The sequence below is a fragment of the Actinocorallia aurea genome (assembly GCF_054783995.1).
The window spans coordinates 155,544-171,675 of the sequence record NZ_BAAGPQ010000004.1 but is presented as its reverse complement, the minus strand read 5'-3'; the positions used below and the strand labels follow the sequence as shown (position 1 = coordinate 171,675).

The following is a 16,132-nucleotide window of genomic DNA, read 5'->3' as shown; positions in this document are numbered from 1 at the left end:
GCCTTCTACGGGCGGAATGCTGCGATAGAGAGCCCTAGAGCAGGGGGAGGACTTCGGAGGCGGCTCTTTCGCCTGAGCTGACGGCGCCGTCCATGTAGCCGGTCCAGTAGGTGGCGGTTTCGGTGCCGGCCCAGTGGATGAGGGCGTGGGGGGTGCGGAGGGCTTCGCCGAATTCGGTGAGGACGCCGGGGGCGGCGATGCCGGTGGGGCCGCCGCCGCTGAGGGGGTCGGCGTCCCAGAGGTGGTAGGCGTAGTAGGTGGGGGCGGCGGCTTGGGCGCCGAAGAGTTTGACGAAGGAGTCGAGGCAGGCGGTGGCGATCTCGGCGTCGCTCTTGCCGTGGAGTCGGCGCATGTTCGTCTGGTTGACGAAGCCCATGAGGAGGCCGCGGGAGCCGTCCTGGGGGCTGTTGTCGAAGGTGGCGTCGATGGCGCCGGCGTCGGCGACGGCTTGGCCGGTGAGGCCGTCGGCGCGCCAGAACGGGGTCGGGTAGACCGCGACGAACTTGGCGACGGATCCCATCGGGTAGCGCTGGATGAGCTGGGCGCGGGAGGCGGGCAGGCCGGGCCGGAACTCGATGCTCGCGGTCTGCTGCGGGGACATCGCGACGATGACGCGTCTGGCCGAGACCTGGAGGGCGTCGCTTTCGATGAGGGCGCGCGGACCTCCGTCCACGGTGATCCGCCGGACGCGCGTGTTGAGCCGCACCCGGTCGCCGAGTTGGGCGGCGAGGCGGAGGGGGATCTCCTGGGAGCCGCCGGTGACGCGCAGTTCCTGGCCGCCGCCCGCGGTGTTGATGAGCCGGTCGATGTTCCCGGCGTTCGCGGCGTTCCCGGCGGACGCGATGTAGTTGAGCACGTAGAGGAGGGAGACCTCCTTGGAGCGCACCGAGAGCGTCGAGGAGATGAAGGCGTCGAACAGGAACCGGGCGCCGGAGCTGACGGTGTTGAGGCGCGACCAGGTGTGGAAGGTCTGGGAGTCCCATTCCTCGGCCTTGGCGGCGGTCCACGGCTTGCCGGGGGTGATGGTCGCGGCCATGTTCCCGAGGGTCGTCATCGCCAGTTCGAGGTCGACGACGCCCCAGTCGGGCGGGACGGCGCCGAGGAGGCCGTCGGTGGCGTAGGTGGAGCGCTTGCCGTTGCGGTGGTAGACGTTCTTGCCGGTGTTGTAGGTCGGGAACGTCGCGACGCCGAGGCTCTGCGCGAGGGCGGCGATCCGGTCCTGGGTCGGCCCGATGAACTCCGCGCCGCCTTCGGTGAGGGTGCCGTCGCCGAGCGTCATGCCGTAGACGCGCCCGCCGGCCCGTTCGCGGCCTTCGAGGACGACGACGGACTTGCCCGCGGCGACGAGGTCGCGGGCGGCGGCAAGACCGGACAGCCCGCCGCCGACCACGCACACGTCGACCTGGAGGGGCTCTCCCGGGTCGCCGGGGGCCGCCGAGGCGCTCGCGGTGGGGAGGGCGGCCAGGGAGGCGGCGGAGAGCGCGGCGCCTCCGATCATCCTTCTGCGGCTTACTGACGTCATATGCCGTTCCTTCGGGGTGAGGGGGACGAGCGAGACGGATATGAACAAGGCTCACGTTGACCCGGGACAAGCTATGGGGACCCGCCGCCGGTGATCAAGGGAACCGATCAATAAAGCCCGGCCGGAGGGGAGCGCGCCGCCCGCGCCCCCCGCGCCCGCGCGGCTTAGGGTCGAAGGCATGCCGCAGATCCACCAGCAGCGCCGCGCCGCGCTCGCCGCGAGGCTCCAGACCCCGGCCGCGCTGATCACCCGCCTCGTGAACGTCCGCTACCTGACCGGCCTGGAGTCCTCGAACGCCGCGGTCCTGGTCTTCGCCGACGGACGCGCCGTACTGGCCACTGACGGCCGTTACGCGGGCACCGCCGCCGTCGTCGCGCCCGACCTGGAGACCGTCGTCACCCCGCACATCGCCGAGGCGCTCATCGAACGGGCGGGGCCCGAACTGGCCTTCGAGGCCCACGACGTCACCGTCGAGGAGCACGCGCGGCTGTTCTCCGAGGTGCGCGCCACCCCGCTCGGCCGGCTCGTGGAGGAACTGCGCAGCGTCAAGGACGAGTCGGAGATCGATCTTCTGCGCCGCGCCTGCGCGCTCACCGACCGGGCGTTCGCCCTGGTCCTGCCGATGCTCGCGCCGGGTGTCACCGAGCGGCGCGTCGCGATCGCCCTGGAGCGGCACATGATCGACCTCGGCGCCGACGGGATCGCGTTCCCCTCGATCGTCGCGAGCGGCCCCAACGGGGCGGTGCCCCACCACGTCCCGGGCGACCGGCCGCTGGCCGACGGCGACCTCGTGACGATGGACTTCGGCGCCCAGGTCGGCGGCTACCACGCCGACATGACGAGGACCGTGGCCGTCGGGTCCGTCGCGGCCTGGCAGCGGGAGGTCTACGGGCTCGTCGCCGAGGCCCAGCGCGCTGCCGTCGCGGCCGCCGCGCCGGGTGCCGACGTCGCCGCCGTGGACGCCGCAGCGCGCACGGTGATCTCGGCCGGAGGGCACGGCGCGGACTTCACGCACGGCCTCGGCCACGGCGTCGGGCTGGAGATCCACGAGGCGCCGATGCTCGGCCCCTCCAGGACCGGTAAACTGGGAGATCGAGTTCCCGTCACCGCCGAACCGGGCGTCTATCTCGCCGGCCGAGGCGGTGTCCGGATCGAGGACACGCTCGTGGTCCGCGCGGACGGCCCGGAGTTCCTCACCCAGACCACCAAGGAGCTGCTGGTCCTGTGACGCACAGGGCGGCGGCCGATACGGAAAGACGATTCGAGTGGCGACGACGAACGACCTCAAGAACGGCCTGGTACTGAAGCTCGAAGGCGGCGAGCTGTGGTCGGTGGTGGAGTTCCAGCACGTCAAGCCGGGCAAGGGCCCCGCCTTCGTCCGTACCAAGATCAAGAATGTCCGCTCGGGCAAGCTGATCGACAAGACCTTCAACGCCGGCCTGAAGATCGAGACCGCCACCGTCGACAAGCGCGACATGCAGTTCTCGTACAAGGACGGCGACGACTACGTCTTCATGGACAACGAGACGTTCGAGATGCTGCACGTCTCGCCCGCCGCGCTCGGTGACGCGACCAAGTTCCTGCTCGACAACGGCCAGGCGATGCTGGCGCTGCACGAGGGCGAGGTGCTCTACGTGGAGCTGCCCGTCACCGTCGAGATCGTCGTCCAGCACACCGACCCGGGCCTGCAGGGCGACCGCTCCACCGGCGGCAACAAGCCCGCCACCCTGGAGACCGGCGCGGAGATCAAGGTCCCGCTGTTCATCACGACCGGCGAGAAGATCAAGGTCGACACCCGGACCGGCGACTACCTCGGCCGCGCCTGATGGCGGCTAGGTCCAAGGCCCGCCGCTACGCCTTCGAGATCCTCTTCGAGGCGCAGCAGCGGGACATCTCCCCGGGCGAGGTGGCGCTGCGGCGCGACAAGCCCAAGGGCGAGCAGTTGGCCGAGCAGGCGCACGCCGTGCGGATCATCGAGGGGGTGAACCGGCACCGCGAGCGGATCGACGAGCTGCTCGCGACCTACGCCGTCGGCTGGACCCTCGACCGGATGCCCGCCGTCGACCTGACGGTCCTGCGCATCGGCGCGTTCGAGCTGCTGTGGGCCGAGGACGTGCCCGACGGCGTGGCGCTGTCGGAGGCCGTCGCGCTGGCGACGGACTTCTCGACCGAGGAGTCGCCGAAGTTCGTCAACGGCCTGCTTTCGCGCCTGCAGGAGCTGAAGCCGAGCCTGGCTCTGTAACGGACCGGCTCTGGACCGGCTCTGTAAGGGCACGCCTTGCCCGAGGCCCGGCCCCTCGCGGGGGTCCGGGCCTTGCGTGTTCCGGTCGGCGCGACCCTGCGGCGGAATGTCACAGCCTGTGGTTAGGGTGGTGGCATGACCGTGGAGGAAGGCCTGCCGGCGCGTACACCAGCGGGGACGCCGCCGAGTGCGCAGTCGAGCACACCGGCGAATTCACCGGAGAAGACCCCGGCGGGCGCGCAGCCTGAGCGCGCCGCGCGGGTGTCCGCCGATCCGGTGTCGGTGGTGCGCGAGGCGCTGCGCACGGTGCTGTCGGCGGGTCCGCTGGACGTCCTGGACGTCGGCGGGGGCACCGGCCACTACGCGGTTCCGCTGGCCGCCCTCGGCCACCGGGTCACCGTCGTCGATCCCAACGCCGACGCGCTGGCGATCCTGGAGCGGCGCGCCGCCGAGGCGGGCGTGGCGGTCCACGGCGTGCAGGGCGAGGCGTCCGACGTGGCCGCGCTGGTCGGCCGGTCCAGGGCGGATCTCGTGCTGTGCCACAGCGTCCTGGAGTACCTGGAGGACGTCCCGCGCGGCCTCGCCGCCCTGGTGGAGGTCACCCGGCCCGGCGGGACCGTCAGCCTGCTCGTGCCGGGCGCGCTGGCCGCGGTGGTGCACCGGGCCGCGGCCGGGCAGTTCGCGGAGGCCCACAGGGCTCTGACGGCCCCGGACGGCCGCTGGGGCGACCGGGACCCCGTCCCGCGCAGGTTCACCCGCGCCTCCCTGCTGGCGCTCGTCCAGGAGGCGGGCCTCGCCGAACCGCGCGTTCAGGGCGTCCGGGTCTTCGGCGACCTGGTGCCGGGCGCCGCGGCCGAGGATCCACGGGCCGCCGAGGCGCTCGCCGTGCTGGAGACCGCGGCCAGCACCCATCCCGTCCTGGCCGATCTCGCGGCCGGGCTCCATCTCACCGCGATCCGGCCCCGTGTCCCGTAAGCAGCAGCTGCACCGGCCCGGCCCGAGCCGGGGCCCGCTCGCCGACGACACGGGCTGCCCGATCCTGCACGTCGACATGGACGCCTTTTTCGTCTCCGTCGAACTGCTGGAGCGGCCCGAGCTGCGCGGCCGTCCCGTCCTGGTGGGCGGGAAGGGGGCCCGCGCCGTGGTGTCGGCGGCCTCCTACGAGGCGCGGCGCTTCGGCGTCCACTCGGCCATGCCGATGACCCGGGCGCTGCGGCTGTGCCCGCAGGCCGTCGTCCTGACGCCCCGGCACGGCCGCTACGGCGAGGCGTCCCGGCGCGTGATGGAGATCCTCCGCTCGGTGACCCCGCTGGTGGAGCCCCTGTCGGTGGACGAGGCGTTCCTGGACGTCGCGGGCGCGGCCAAGCTGTTCGGCAGGCCCGCGGAGATCGCCGCGCTGATCCGCCGCAGGATCCAGACGGAGCTCGGCCTGACCTGCTCGGTGGGGGTGGCGCCCACCAAGTTCCTCGCCAAGCTCGCCTCGACCCGCTGCAAGCCGGACGGTCTGCTCGTCGTCCCGGCCGACGGCGTGCTGGAGTTCCTGCATCCGCTGCCGATCGCGTCCCTGTGGGGGGTGGGGGAGCGCACCGAGGCCCGGCTGCGGTCGCTCGGGCTGGCCACGGTCGGCCAACTCGCCGCGGTCCCCGTCGGCACGCTGCGGGCGGAGCTGGGCAACGCCCTCGGCGCCCATCTGCACGAGCTCGCCTGGGGGCGCGATCCCCGGGGCGTCACCCCCGAGACCCCTGATCGCAGCATCGGCGCCGAGGAGACGTATCAGATCGACGTCGCCGATCCGGCCGAGGTCCGGCGGGAGCTGCTGAGGCTCGCCGAGCGGACGGGGTCCCGGCTGCGCGCGGCCGGGCTGCGCGGCAGGACGGTGAGCGTCAAGCTGCGCGAACCCGATTTCGCGACGATCACCAGGTCACGCACCCTGCCCGAACCCACCGATCTTTCTCGTGTGATCTATCTCACAGCATGCGAGCTGTTCGAGGCATCCGGCCGGGAACGGGTACCACTCCGATTGATCGGTGTCCGCCTGGAGAATCTGTCCGAGGCGGGCGAGGCACCCCGCCAGATGGCCCTGGACGAGCCGGAGACGGGCTGGCGTGAGGCGGAGCAGGCCATGGACGAAGCCGCGCGGCGGTTCGGCAGCGGGGCGATCAGGCCCGCGGCGCTGCTTCCGCCGGGTCCGCGCAAGGCCCGGCGGGGCGCGAGTGACGCACGGGAAGCCGGTAACGCAAGGGGAGGCGCCGATGCATAGTTTGTCGCCCGACCGTTCGGGTTTTCTTCACTCAGGTCGTCTCGACTCGTATTCTGGGCATATCACCGTTAGCCAGGTCCCCGTCCGGCCAAGGAGCGCCAGGCACCGGAACCACGGGGCAGTCGTTGGGAGGCACCGTGCCGCTCTCTGAGCACGAGCAACGTCTGCTCGATCAGATCGAGCATGCGCTTTATGAGGAATCCCCCAAGCTCGCGCATGCCGTCCGAACCATCAACCCGCAGAGCCACTACAAGCGTCAGATCATCAAAGCGGGGCTCGGGCTGGTGGTGGGCATCATCGTGCTCATGGCCGGCCTGGTCGTCGCGAAGGGCGGGATCACCGTCGCGATCAGCGTCGCGGGCTTCCTGCTCATGCTCGCCAGCAGCGTCTGGGCGCTGTCGAGCTGGAAGCGCATGACGGGGATCGGCGCGGCCGACTTCGAGTCCGGCGGCACCTCGGTCCCGCGCGGCGGAGGCCGGCAGTCCGGCGGTTTCATGAACAAGCTGGAGGAGCGCTGGCGACGCCGCTCCGAGGACCAGTAGCGCCTGCGACAGCGAGTACTGCGAAAAGGCCGTGCCCCTCAGGGGCACGGCCTTTTCGCATCTCCGCACGGAGGTCCGGCGGGAGGCCCGGGTCAGGAGCCCTTACGGGTCCAGCGGCGGGTCAAAGCGGCGCGTAGAGACGTCCACCCGTGGCGCAGGGAGTCCAATGCCGAGGCGGGGAGGAAGCGGGCCTTCAGGGAGGCCGACCGGGGTACCGCGGCGGCCATGGTGGAGCGGACGGCCTCGGCGTCCGCGCGGAGCCCTTGGCCGCCCTGCGGGGGCAGCGCCTCGGGCGGCGCGTACCTGGCCAGCTCCTGTGCGAGGGCGATCCGGGACAGCGGCTGGGCGGCCGAGGGCCCGAGCCGCGGCCCGAGCCGGGCGACGACGGCGCGCGGCGACTCCGACGGCTGCCAGCCGAGGGAGTGGTCGAGGGTGTCGGCCCGCAACTGAGCCCAGGCCGCGGCGGCCGGATCGGCGGCCCTGCGCCAGCGCAGCCTCGACGCGGCCTCCCGCACCAGCCAGGGCAGCGCGAGGAGCAGCAGCAGCGGCAGCAGCGCCAGGGCCCGCATCAGCACCCAGAGGAAGAACGGGACGGAGCCCACGGAGACTTTCGCCTCGGGCGTCTCGGTGGCGCCGGGGGCGGCGGAGGGGGAGGCCGCGTCCGTCGGCGCGGCCGACTCGGTCGGGACCGGGGTCTCCGGGCCGGTCTGCTCCTGGCCCGTCGTGCCGTTGTCGCGGCGCGGCTCGGTGTAGGAGGGGGTGCCGACGGACGTCGGGGCGCCCGTCCCGCCCGGGGTCGGCTCGAACCGCACCCACCCGGTGCCCTCGAAGTACAGCTCGGGCCAGGCGTGCGCGTCGCGCTCCTTGACCACGTAGCTCCCGTCGGCCTGCCGGGTCCCCGGCGCGTAGCCGCTGACGACCCGGGTCGGGATGCCCAGCGAGCGCGTCATCAGCGCCATGGTCGCCGCGAACTGCTCGCAGTAGCCGCGGCGGTCGTTCAGGAAGGCCATCAGGTCCGACAGCTGCGTCGGCGGGGCCGGCTCCAAGGAGTAGGTGAACTCCTTGTTGAACCACCGCTGGATCGCCAGGGCCTGGTCGAACGGGGTGGCGGCCTTCCGGGTGACCTGGTGGGTCAGCGTGACCAGGTCGGCGGGCAGGCCGGGGAGCCTGGTGTACTGCGCCGGGCCTCCACCGGTCACCCGCCGGAGCTGCGCCGCGGTGGGGGTCGCGCGGCGGCTCTGCACGGTGTAGGTCAGGCCGTCGGCGTCCGAGCTGGGGGAGTAGACCATGAGGGAGTTCCGGTCGGCCCGCCAGTCGTCCCCCTCGATGCGCACGGACCGGGGCGCGTAGGGCAGCGGCAGGAACTTCATGTCCCGGACTTGGGGTCCGACCGTGATCTCGGTCCTGGTGTCCAGATGGGCCGAGGCGCTGAGGCCGGGCACCGGCGGCATGGCGGTGCCGTCGCCGACGATCGGGGCGGACCCGGTGGAGAGCGGGTAGTAGCTCCAGTGCTCTTCCTCGAACTTGTCGAGCGCGAAGATCCGCAGGTAGTCGGGGCTGGGGTCGTCGGTGGTGTAGCGCAGGACCTCGGTGTCGCCGAGGTCGGTGAGCTTGCGCTTGAGGTCGACCAGCGGGTCGGCGGTGGTGATGGTGGCCGAGCCGCCCTTGCGCCGCTCGTCGAGGTCGAGGATGCCGTGCGCGCCCAGGCCGGGCAGCAGCGCGGGGATGCCCACGGCCACCGCGATCGCGGCGAAACCGGCCCGTTTGCCCGACGGGAGCCGGGGCGCCGGAGCCGTGCCGTCCGCCCGGGACGGGACCGTCCGCCCCCACGTGCCGACCCTCTCGCGGGCCTCCAGCGCCAGCAGCACGAGGTAGCCGCCCGCGCCGAGCGCGAAGGCGATCCAGCTCACGCTCTCGGACGGGACCGCGACCGGGACGCTGTACATCGCCAGCAGGGGGAGGCCCGCCGGGGCCGCCCGGCGCAGCCGGACCGCGAGGAGGTCCACCGTCGCCGCGATGAGCCCGACGCCGAAGGCCGCGATGATCCGCACCCCGTCGCCGACGGGCAGGGGGGCCGCGTAGGTCTGGGCGGTCTGCCTGCCGTCGCGCAGGAGGTCGAGCATCGCCGAGATCGAGTCGGTGGTCGGGATCACCCACAGCAGGGCGTGGCCGCCGGTGAACACCACGGTGAGGTACAGGTGCAGCGCGGCGAACGCGCCGACGAGCGTGAAGACCGGGGGCAGCCGGAACCGCCGCACGACGGCGCCCGCCACCGAGACGACGGCGATCGCGCCCAGCACGGGCACGATCCACGACCGGTCCTGGAACAGCGGCGCCAGGCTCGTCGCGGCGAGCGCGGTCGCGGCCGAGGCGGCGACGGCCAGCGCGGGCCGGGGCTTCATGTCCGGGTCCTCTCCGGGGAAGGTCACTGGCCGGCCCCCGCCCAGACCGACGGGAGGACCTCCAGCGAGGTCGGCGCGAGCACCCGCCATCCGGCGGCGCGCAGCACGGCCGCGGCCTCGGCGTCCTCACCCGCGGTGAGCAGCGCGATCGGCGCGGCCCGGCCGGCCGCGGGCGCCAGCATCCGCGCCTCCGCCGGAGTGATCGTCCCGAGGACGGCGACGATGAGGCCCGCCGCTCCGCCGGGGCCGGATCCCGTCAGCGCGGCGGCGCCCGGCACGAGGCTCTGCTCCTCCGACAGCGGCACGACGGCCAGGGCGTCGAGCAGTTCGCCGCCGGACTCCACCCCCGCCGGGAAGCTCACCGCCGCCTCGCGCCCCGCGTCGGTGGCCAGGCGCAGCGCCAGGCCCTCCTCGGCCAGGTGCACCCCCACCGAGGCGGCGGCGGACACGGCGAACTCGAAGGACTCCTCCGAGGGGTGGGCGGCGCGGCGCGTGTCGAGCAGCAGCGTGGCGCGGCGCTGCCACTGCTGTTCCTCGCGCCGCACCATCAGCTCCCCGTAGCGCGCGGTGGACCGCCAGTGGACGCGGCGCAGGTCGTCGCCGCGCCGGTACTCGCGCGGCGCGAGGTCGTCCTCGCCGCCGACGGCGATCGCCCGCGGACGGCTCTCCCCGTCGCCGTCCCACGACGACGTCATCCGCTGCGCGGGCAGATCGACGATCCGGGGCGTGATGGTGAGGGTGTCGGTCAGGCTGAAGGAGCGGGCGAGTTCGACGAGGCCGAACGGGTCGGCGAGCCGGACGGTCAGCGGCCCGACCCGGAACCTGCCCCGGACGTCCGAGCGCAGCCGGTAGCCGAGTTCGCGGAAGCCGTGCGGCTCGACCCGGTCGAGGACGAACCGGGCGCGCCCGCCGAGGGTGAACGGCACCCGGTCCTCGACGAGCAGGAGGCCCGAGGGGAGCTTGGAGACGTTCTCCAGCCGGAGGTCGGCCCGCGCCTCGTGCCCGGCCGGGAGCCGCGACGGCCACAGCCGGCGCGCGCAGGCCAGCCGGTAGCGGGTGCGGGAGACCGCGAGCGCGGAGATCAGCGGGAGCAGCAGGATGAGCAGGCCGGCCCGCAGGAGGTCGCGCTCGCCCAGCAGGAACGAGCACACGACCGCGGTGAACCCCGCGGCGACGAACGACCTGCCGCGCGTGGTGAGCGCCTCGAGCGCGGCGGTGACGATGCCCACCTCAGCCGCGCAGGGGCAGCCGAGCGACGATCTCCGCGACGATCTGCTCGGGCTTGCGCCGCTCGACCCGCGCTTCGGCGGTCGGCAGCAGCCGGTGCGCCAGGACCGGCGCGGCCAGCGCCTGGAGGTCGTCGGGCAGCACGTACTCGCGGCCGTCGAGGGCGGCGCGGGCGCGGGAGGCGCGGATCAGCTGGAGGGTGGCCCGGGGAGAGGCGCCCAGCCGGAGGTCGGGGTGCTCGCGGGTGGCGGTGACGAGGTCGACCGCGTACTGCTTGATCGCGGGAGCGGTGTGCACGCGCCGGACGATCGCGACGAGGCCGCGCACCTCCTCCACCGTGGCGACGGGCTGCAGGAGGTCCAGCGGGCTGGCGGCGCCGTGCGCGTCGAGCATGGCGAGCTCCGCGGAGAAGCTCGGGTAGCCCATCGAGATCCGGGCGGTGAACCTGTCGCGCTGCGCCTCGGGCAGCGAGTAGGTGCCCTCCATCTCCACGGGGTTCTGCGTGGCGATCACCATGAACGGCCGCTCCAGCGGGTGGGTGACGCCGTCGACGGTGACCTGCCGCTCCTCCATGCACTCCAGCAGGGCGGACTGGGTCTTCGGCGAGGCCCGGTTGATCTCGTCGCCGACGACGACGGTGGCGAAGATCGGCCCGGGGACGAACTCGAAGACCCGGCGGTCCTGCTGGAAGACGCTCACGCCGGTGATGTCGCTGGGCAGCAGGTCCGGGGTGAACTGGATCCGGCGGACCGTGCCGTCCACCGCGCGGGCGAGGGTCTTGGCCAGCATCGTCTTGCCGACGCCGGGGACGTCCTCGATGAGCAGGTGGCCTTCGGCGAGCATGACCGTCAAGGCGAGGTTGACGGCTTCGCTCTTGCCCTCGATGACGGACTCGACCGCGGCCCTGATCTTCCCGGCGACACCGGCCACGTCACCGAACCCGGTTCCGGCGCCGCTTCGCACACCCACTGTCACGAACTCTCCGCCCACTCGGTGATTTCCCCGCGGTCCAATGTAGGGCTTCTGACGCCCATGGCCCGGTCGCTGCATTATCCGTCTTTTGCCGGTGTTACCGACAGTACGGCCTTCGCCGCCCGTCCGTCGCGCCGACCGCCGAAGAGAGCCCCGAAGATCGCCGCGGGAGCCCCTTTCCCAAGTGCGGCGAAGATCACCGAAGATCGCCGCGCGGTCGGCTCCCGGGCCCCTCTCCGGGCCCCGCGGCACACCGTGGAGGAGGCGCCCGCCCCCACTTCGCCCCACCGTCCCTGAGCAGCGCGTTTCGGGCGCGGGCGGGGTGCGAAACGCCCGTTTTCCTAGTTGACGGTGGGGAGGAGTGGAGTACAGTGGGGCGCTGTGGGGCAAGGGTCCCGCGAATGTTGGCTTTCCCGAGCTGTAGGACATACGGCGCCAGGGGGTGGGGCCTTGTTCCTCGGCACCCATCCGCTGCGCCTGGACGACAAGGGGCGGCTGTTCCTGCCGGCCAAGTACCGCGAGGAGCTGTCAGGGGGACTGGTGATCACGAAAGGCCAGGAACGCTGCCTGTACGTCTTCCCCATGGCGGAGTTCGAGCGGATCACCCACGCCCTTTCGACGGCCCCGGTCACCGCCAAGGCGGTGCGCTCCTACAGCCGCGTCTTCTTCGCCGGCGCCTCCGACGAGGTCCCCGACAAGAGCGGCAGGATCACGGTTCCGCCCGCGCTGCGCGCTTATGCCGCCCTCGATCGCGACTGCGTCGTGATCGGCGCGAACACCCGGCTGGAGATCTGGGACGCCCCTTCCTGGGAGTCTTATCTGTCGGCCGAAGAAGAGTCCTTCTCCGACCTCTCGGAGGAGGTGCTGCCGGGAATTCTTTAGTACGACCCGGGATGGGTAATTCCGTCCGGCCAGGTCTCCACCCGCTCTCCCCGCCAGCTGGCGCAGCTTCCCCGGCGCCAGGTGGCCCTTCCTCAGGGCAAGCGGTTGGGGACCTGGCCGGGCGAAACCCCGCCCCGGGCGCATGTCCGATCGACCGCGAGCGGTCGGCTGCCGTGGGGGAGTACCACCATGATCGATCCCGGACACGTTCCGGTACTGCTTGACCGCGTCCTGCGGACGCTTGAGCCAGCGGTGGGGGCACCGGGCTCGCTCTATGTCGACGGGACGCTCGGCATGGGCGGGCACGCGGAGGCGATGCTGACCGCCTTCCCCTCCCTGCGGCTGCTCGGGCTGGACCGCGACACCGTCGCGCTGGAGCGGGCGGGCAAGCGGCTCGCCCGGTTCGGCGACCGCGTGACGCTGGTCCACGCCGTCTACGACGAGCTGCCTTCGGTGCTGGCGCGGCTCGGCGAGCCGAACATCCAGGCCGTCCTGTTCGACCTGGGGGTGTCCTCGCCACAGCTCGACGAACCCGACCGCGGCTTCGCCTACTCCTATGACGCGCCGCTCGACATGCGGATGGACCAGACGCGCGGCGTCACGGCGGCGGAGGTGCTCAACACCTATCCGCCGGGCGACCTCGTCCGGATCCTGCGCGTGTACGGCGAGGAGAAGTTCGCCCAGCGGATCGTCTCGTCGATCGTGCGCGAGCGTGAGAAGGAGCCGTTCTCCGGCAGCATGCGGCTCACCGAGCTGGTGCGCGCCGCGATCCCGGCCGCCGCCCGGCGCACCGGCGGCAACCCCGCCAAGCGCACCTTCCAGGCGCTGCGCATCGAGGTCAACAGCGAGCTCGCGGTGTGGGAGCGGGCGCTGCCCGCCGCGCTCGACGCGCTGTCGGTCGGCGGCAGGATCGCCGTCCTGTCCTACCACTCGCTGGAGGACAAGATCACCAAGCGGGTCATAGCCGACCGCGTGACCGACCACACCCCGCCCGGGCTGCCCGTGCCGCTGCCCGGGATGGAACCGACGTACCGCCTGCTGACCAGGGGCGGAGAGCAGGCCACCGAGGCGGAGATCGCCGGGAATCCGCGGGCCGCCTCGGTCCGCTTCCGCGCCGCCGAGCGGATCCGGGAGGACTCATGACGACGATCGAGCGGGGCGGCCCGCGCGGCCGTCGCGGGACCGGTCCCGCCCGGCGGGAGGAGGCCCCCGCCGCCGCACGCCCCGAGACGGGCAAGGCGCCGGCCGAGGACGCCGCGTCCCGGCCCGTCCCGGCGCGCAAGGCGGCCGAGGCCGCGGGCGCCGCCGGGAGGACCACCCGGAAGGCGACGCGCAAGGCCGACAAGACGTCCGTCGAGACCGCCGACCAGACGGTCAAGACAGGCACGGCGGACAAGGCAGGCAAGACGGGCAGGGTGAGCAGGGCCGAGCGGAAGGGCGCCGCGAAGGGCGCCACCACGACCGTCGCCGACCCCGCGCCCGGCCGCGCCGCGCCGCGTCGCCGTGCGCCCGTCCGCGATCCGCGCCCCGCGCGGCCGGGTCCGGGTCCGGACAAGCCTGGCGAGCCGGATAGACCTTCCAAGCCGAGCAAGGCGCCCGAGAAAGCCCCGCGTCCCAGGTCCACGAGGCCGAAGGCACCCGCGCGCGACGGACGGCCCCGGGCCCCGTTCGTGCTGCTGGTGCTCTGCCTCATGGGCGGGGCGCTGGTCGGCCTGCTCGTGCTCAACACCGTGCTGGCCCGCGACTCGTTCACCCTCAGCGCCCTCCAGAAGAGCGAGCGGCAGCTGATCCAGGACAAGCAGCAGCTCGTCGAGGACATCGCCCGCGAGGAGGCGCCCGAGCGGCTGGCGGCCAAGGCGGAGAACGAGGGCATGGTCCAGCCGGAGCAGCTCGCGTTCGTCGACCCGGTCGACGGCACCGTCACGGGCGGCAAGAAGCGGCCCGTCCCGTCGGCGGCCGCCGCTGCCGCCGCGGCGGCAGGCGTCATCGGGGTGCCCGGCGCGATCGTCCCCGGCGACGGCATCCCCGGCTACACCGGCACCCAGCAGGGCGTCCCGACCGATCCCGCGGCCGCGGGGGAGCGGTGACGGACCGCCCGCGCACCCCCGGCGGGGCGGTCCCGCCGGGGCGCAGACCCCGTCCGGCCGCACCGCGCCGCCGCCCCGGCGGCGGCGCGGGCACCCTGCCCGATCCCCGCGGGACGCGTCGGCCCGCACGGACCCAGGACCGGGCCCAGCAGGGGGACCGGGAGCAGGCCCGGCCGCGCACCCAGCAGCCCCGGCCGCGCCCGCCGCGGCGCCCCCCGCCCCGCCGCCGCCAGACGATGCGGCTCAAGGAGCCGATGAAGCGGCTGAACGCGGGGCTGCTCATCATCGCGTTCGTGCTGTCGCTGTTCGCCGGACGGCTCGTGCAGCTCCAGGGCATCGACTCCGGGAAGTACGAGGAGCTGGCGATCAGCCAGCGGCTGCGCAAGATCGACCTGCCCGCCACCCGCGGCACGATCACCGACGCCGCGGGCCGCCCCCTCGCGCTCACCCAGGAGGCCAGGGGCGTCTTCGCCGACCCGTCGCTCATCGAGCCCGCCAGGCGCACCGAGGTCGCCGCGCGCCTGTCGTCCATGCTCGGCCTCGACGTGCAGGACGTGCTCGACGCCGTCAGCACGCCGAACTCCCGGTACGTCGTGCTGGCCCACTCGGTCACCCCCGAGAAGGGGCGGCTCGTGCTGTCGCTCGGCTACAAGGGCATCGGCGTGGTGCCGGAGTCCCGCCGGTCCTACCCGTCGGACGCGGTCGCCGCGAACGTCATCGGGTTCGTCAACCAGGCGGGAGACGGCGGCGCGGGGCTGGAGTACGCGCAGAACAAGCTGCTCAAGGGCGTGGCCGGCTGGCAGCGGGTGGAGATCAGCGCGGGCGACGGCCAGCACATCCCGATGGGCGAGGGCCAGACGCAGGACCCGGTCCCCGGCCGGGGGCTGCGGCTGTACCTGGACCAGGACATCCAGTGGGAGGCGCAGACCGCCCTCGCCGAGGCCGTCAAGGAGTACAAGGCCGAGTCGGGGACCGTCGTGGTGATGACCCCGGACGGCAAGATCCTGGCGATGGCCTCGATGCCGACGTTCGACCCGAACGAGTTCGCGAAGGCGAGCTCCGGCGAGCTGCAGAACCGGGTCGTCCAAGAGGCGTTCGAGCCGGGCAGCACCGGCAAGATCATCACGGCCGCCGGGCTGCTGGAAGAGGGCCTGGTCACGCCGGAGACCCCCTTTGACGTCCCGGACCACATCTGGGAGTACGACAAGAAGTTCAAGGACTCCCACGAGCACGAGACCTACAAGAACATCACGTTCGGCGGCATTCTCGCCAAGTCCAGCAACGTCGGGACGATCCTGGCGGCGCAGAACCTCTCGGACGAGAAGCTGTACGGCTACCTGACCGCGTTCGGGTTCGGCACGGAGACGGGCGTCGGCCTGCCGGGGGAGACCCCGGGCCTGCTGCACCCGCCGTCGAGCTGGAGCGGCACCGACAGGTACCCGATCTCCTTCGGCCAGACGGTGTCGGTCAACTCGCTCCAGATGGCCAGCGTCTACGCCACGATCGCCAACGGCGGGGTGCGGGTCACCCCGACCCTCATCGCCGGGACCCTCGACGAGGAGGGCGAGTTCACCGCGGCGGCCGCGCCCCGCAGCCGCCGGGTGGTCAGCGAGGAGACCGCCCACCAGCTCATCCGGATGCTGGAGGGCGCGGTGGGCCGGGAGGGCACCGCACCCGCCGCGCGGATCCCGGGATACCGGGTAGCGGGCAAGACCGGGACCGCCGAGCGCTACGTGGAGAAGGCGGGCGGCTACAAGGGGTACACGGCGTCGTTCGCGGGCATGGCTCCGGCCGATGATCCGCAGCTCGTCGTCCAGGTCGTGCTGCAAGATCCCAAGAAGAAGTACTACGGTGGCGATACGGCCGCCCCGGTCTTCCAGAAGGTCATGTCCTTCGCCCTGAAGTCCCGCAAGGTGCCGCCGACCGGTACGGTCGCGCCGTCGCTGAAGATGTTCGCCGACTGACCGCCAACCGGGGGGATGCCTCCGGCGTCCCA

General features: G+C 72.9%; 14 protein-coding genes. 10 read left to right on the top strand and 4 right to left on the bottom strand.

Features of this window, described 5'->3' with window-relative positions; genetic code table 11:
* Positions 1-34: 34 nt before the first annotated feature.
* Positions 35-1,522, bottom strand: a complete 1,488-nt coding sequence (locus ACYVOM_RS07690) for a flavin monoamine oxidase family protein (RefSeq protein ID WP_460302536.1) — start codon at positions 1,520-1,522, stop codon at positions 35-37.
* Positions 1,523-1,700: 178 nt separating this feature from the next.
* On the opposite strand from ACYVOM_RS07690, the gene ACYVOM_RS07685 reads away from it, so the two are divergent.
* From ACYVOM_RS07685 to ACYVOM_RS07660, 6 genes are all read left to right on the top strand, one after another.
* Complete coding sequence (locus ACYVOM_RS07685) at positions 1,701-2,750, top strand: M24 family metallopeptidase (RefSeq protein WP_460302535.1); 1,050 nt, start codon at positions 1,701-1,703, stop codon at positions 2,748-2,750.
* A 37-nt stretch (positions 2,751-2,787) separates the two neighbouring features.
* Positions 2,788-3,348: an elongation factor P gene (efp, locus tag ACYVOM_RS07680; RefSeq protein WP_460302534.1), complete on the top strand. Its 561-nt coding sequence runs from the start codon at positions 2,788-2,790 to the stop codon at positions 3,346-3,348.
* Entirely contained in the window at positions 3,348-3,764 is a 417-nt protein-coding gene (gene nusB, locus ACYVOM_RS07675; protein WP_460302533.1) for a transcription antitermination factor NusB, read from the top strand. Before efp ends, nusB begins: the two co-directional genes overlap by 1 nt.
* Positions 3,765-3,899: 135 nt before the next feature.
* Positions 3,900-4,739 carry a class I SAM-dependent methyltransferase gene (locus tag ACYVOM_RS07670; RefSeq protein WP_460302532.1) on the top strand — a complete coding sequence of 280 codons (840 nt, stop codon included), beginning with the start codon at positions 3,900-3,902 and terminating at the stop codon, positions 4,737-4,739.
* Complete coding sequence (locus ACYVOM_RS07665) at positions 4,729-6,024, top strand: DNA polymerase IV (RefSeq protein ID WP_460302531.1); 1,296 nt, start codon at positions 4,729-4,731, stop codon at positions 6,022-6,024. The genes ACYVOM_RS07670 and ACYVOM_RS07665 overlap by 11 nt, the downstream gene beginning before the upstream one ends.
* 137 nt (positions 6,025-6,161) lie before the next feature.
* The gene (locus ACYVOM_RS07660; RefSeq protein ID WP_460302530.1) at positions 6,162-6,566 is read left to right on the top strand and encodes a DUF3040 domain-containing protein; all 405 of its coding nucleotides are present in this window, start codon (positions 6,162-6,164) and stop codon (positions 6,564-6,566) included.
* 92 nt (positions 6,567-6,658) lie between these two features.
* On the opposite strand, the gene ACYVOM_RS07655 is transcribed toward ACYVOM_RS07660, so the two are convergent.
* From ACYVOM_RS07655 to ACYVOM_RS07645, 3 genes are read right to left on the bottom strand one after another with little or no spacing between them, the layout of a single operon-like run.
* The gene (locus ACYVOM_RS07655; protein ID WP_460302529.1) at positions 6,659-8,968 is read right to left on the bottom strand and encodes a transglutaminase family protein; all 2,310 of its coding nucleotides are present in this window, start codon (positions 8,966-8,968) and stop codon (positions 6,659-6,661) included.
* Positions 8,969-8,991: 23 nt separating this feature from the next.
* Positions 8,992-10,197 (bottom strand): DUF58 domain-containing protein, encoded by a 1,206-nt coding sequence (locus tag ACYVOM_RS07650; protein WP_460302528.1) that lies wholly within the window; start codon positions 10,195-10,197, stop codon positions 8,992-8,994.
* 1 nt (position 10,198) lies between these two features.
* Entirely contained in the window at positions 10,199-11,164 is a 966-nt protein-coding gene (locus ACYVOM_RS07645; RefSeq protein WP_460302621.1) for an AAA family ATPase, read from the bottom strand.
* Between the two features lie 453 nt (positions 11,165-11,617).
* On the opposite strand from ACYVOM_RS07645, the gene mraZ reads away from it, so the two are divergent.
* The 4 genes from mraZ to ACYVOM_RS07625 all read left to right on the top strand — a co-directional run bounded on the left by mraZ (position 11,618) and on the right by ACYVOM_RS07625 (position 16,100).
* Positions 11,618-12,049 (top strand): division/cell wall cluster transcriptional repressor MraZ, encoded by a 432-nt coding sequence (gene mraZ, locus ACYVOM_RS07640; RefSeq protein WP_460302527.1) that lies wholly within the window; start codon positions 11,618-11,620, stop codon positions 12,047-12,049.
* A gap of 189 nt (positions 12,050-12,238) precedes the next feature.
* Positions 12,239-13,192 carry a 16S rRNA (cytosine(1402)-N(4))-methyltransferase RsmH gene (gene rsmH, locus ACYVOM_RS07635; RefSeq protein ID WP_460302526.1) on the top strand — a complete coding sequence of 318 codons (954 nt, stop codon included), beginning with the start codon at positions 12,239-12,241 and terminating at the stop codon, positions 13,190-13,192.
* Positions 13,189-14,136 (top strand): hypothetical protein, encoded by a 948-nt coding sequence (locus ACYVOM_RS07630; RefSeq protein WP_460302525.1) that lies wholly within the window; start codon positions 13,189-13,191, stop codon positions 14,134-14,136. The genes rsmH and ACYVOM_RS07630 overlap by 4 nt, the downstream gene beginning before the upstream one ends.
* Positions 14,137-14,372: 236 nt before the next feature.
* Positions 14,373-16,100, top strand: a complete 1,728-nt coding sequence (locus tag ACYVOM_RS07625) for a peptidoglycan D,D-transpeptidase FtsI family protein (protein ID WP_460302620.1) — start codon at positions 14,373-14,375, stop codon at positions 16,098-16,100.
* The last annotated feature ends 32 nt before the right edge of the window (positions 16,101-16,132 follow it).

Excerpts from the sequence above, each read along its gene's own strand:
- ACYVOM_RS07630 (WP_460302525.1), top strand. The coding sequence starts at position 13,189 with ATGACGACGATCGAGCGGGGCGGCCCGCGCGGCCGTCGCGGGACCGGT.
- ACYVOM_RS07670 (WP_460302532.1), top strand. The coding sequence starts at position 3,900 with ATGACCGTGGAGGAAGGCCTGCCGGCGCGTACACCAGCGGGGACGCCG.
- rsmH (WP_460302526.1), top strand. The coding sequence starts at position 12,239 with ATGATCGATCCCGGACACGTTCCGGTACTGCTTGACCGCGTCCTGCGG.
- ACYVOM_RS07625 (WP_460302620.1), top strand. The coding sequence starts at position 14,373 with ATGCGGCTCAAGGAGCCGATGAAGCGGCTGAACGCGGGGCTGCTCATC.
- ACYVOM_RS07655 (WP_460302529.1), bottom strand. The coding sequence starts at position 8,968 with ATGAAGCCCCGGCCCGCGCTGGCCGTCGCCGCCTCGGCCGCGACCGCG.
- nusB (WP_460302533.1), top strand. The coding sequence starts at position 3,348 with ATGGCGGCTAGGTCCAAGGCCCGCCGCTACGCCTTCGAGATCCTCTTC.
- ACYVOM_RS07690 (WP_460302536.1), bottom strand. The coding sequence starts at position 1,522 with ATGACGTCAGTAAGCCGCAGAAGGATGATCGGAGGCGCCGCGCTCTCC.
- ACYVOM_RS07685 (WP_460302535.1), top strand. The coding sequence starts at position 1,701 with ATGCCGCAGATCCACCAGCAGCGCCGCGCCGCGCTCGCCGCGAGGCTC.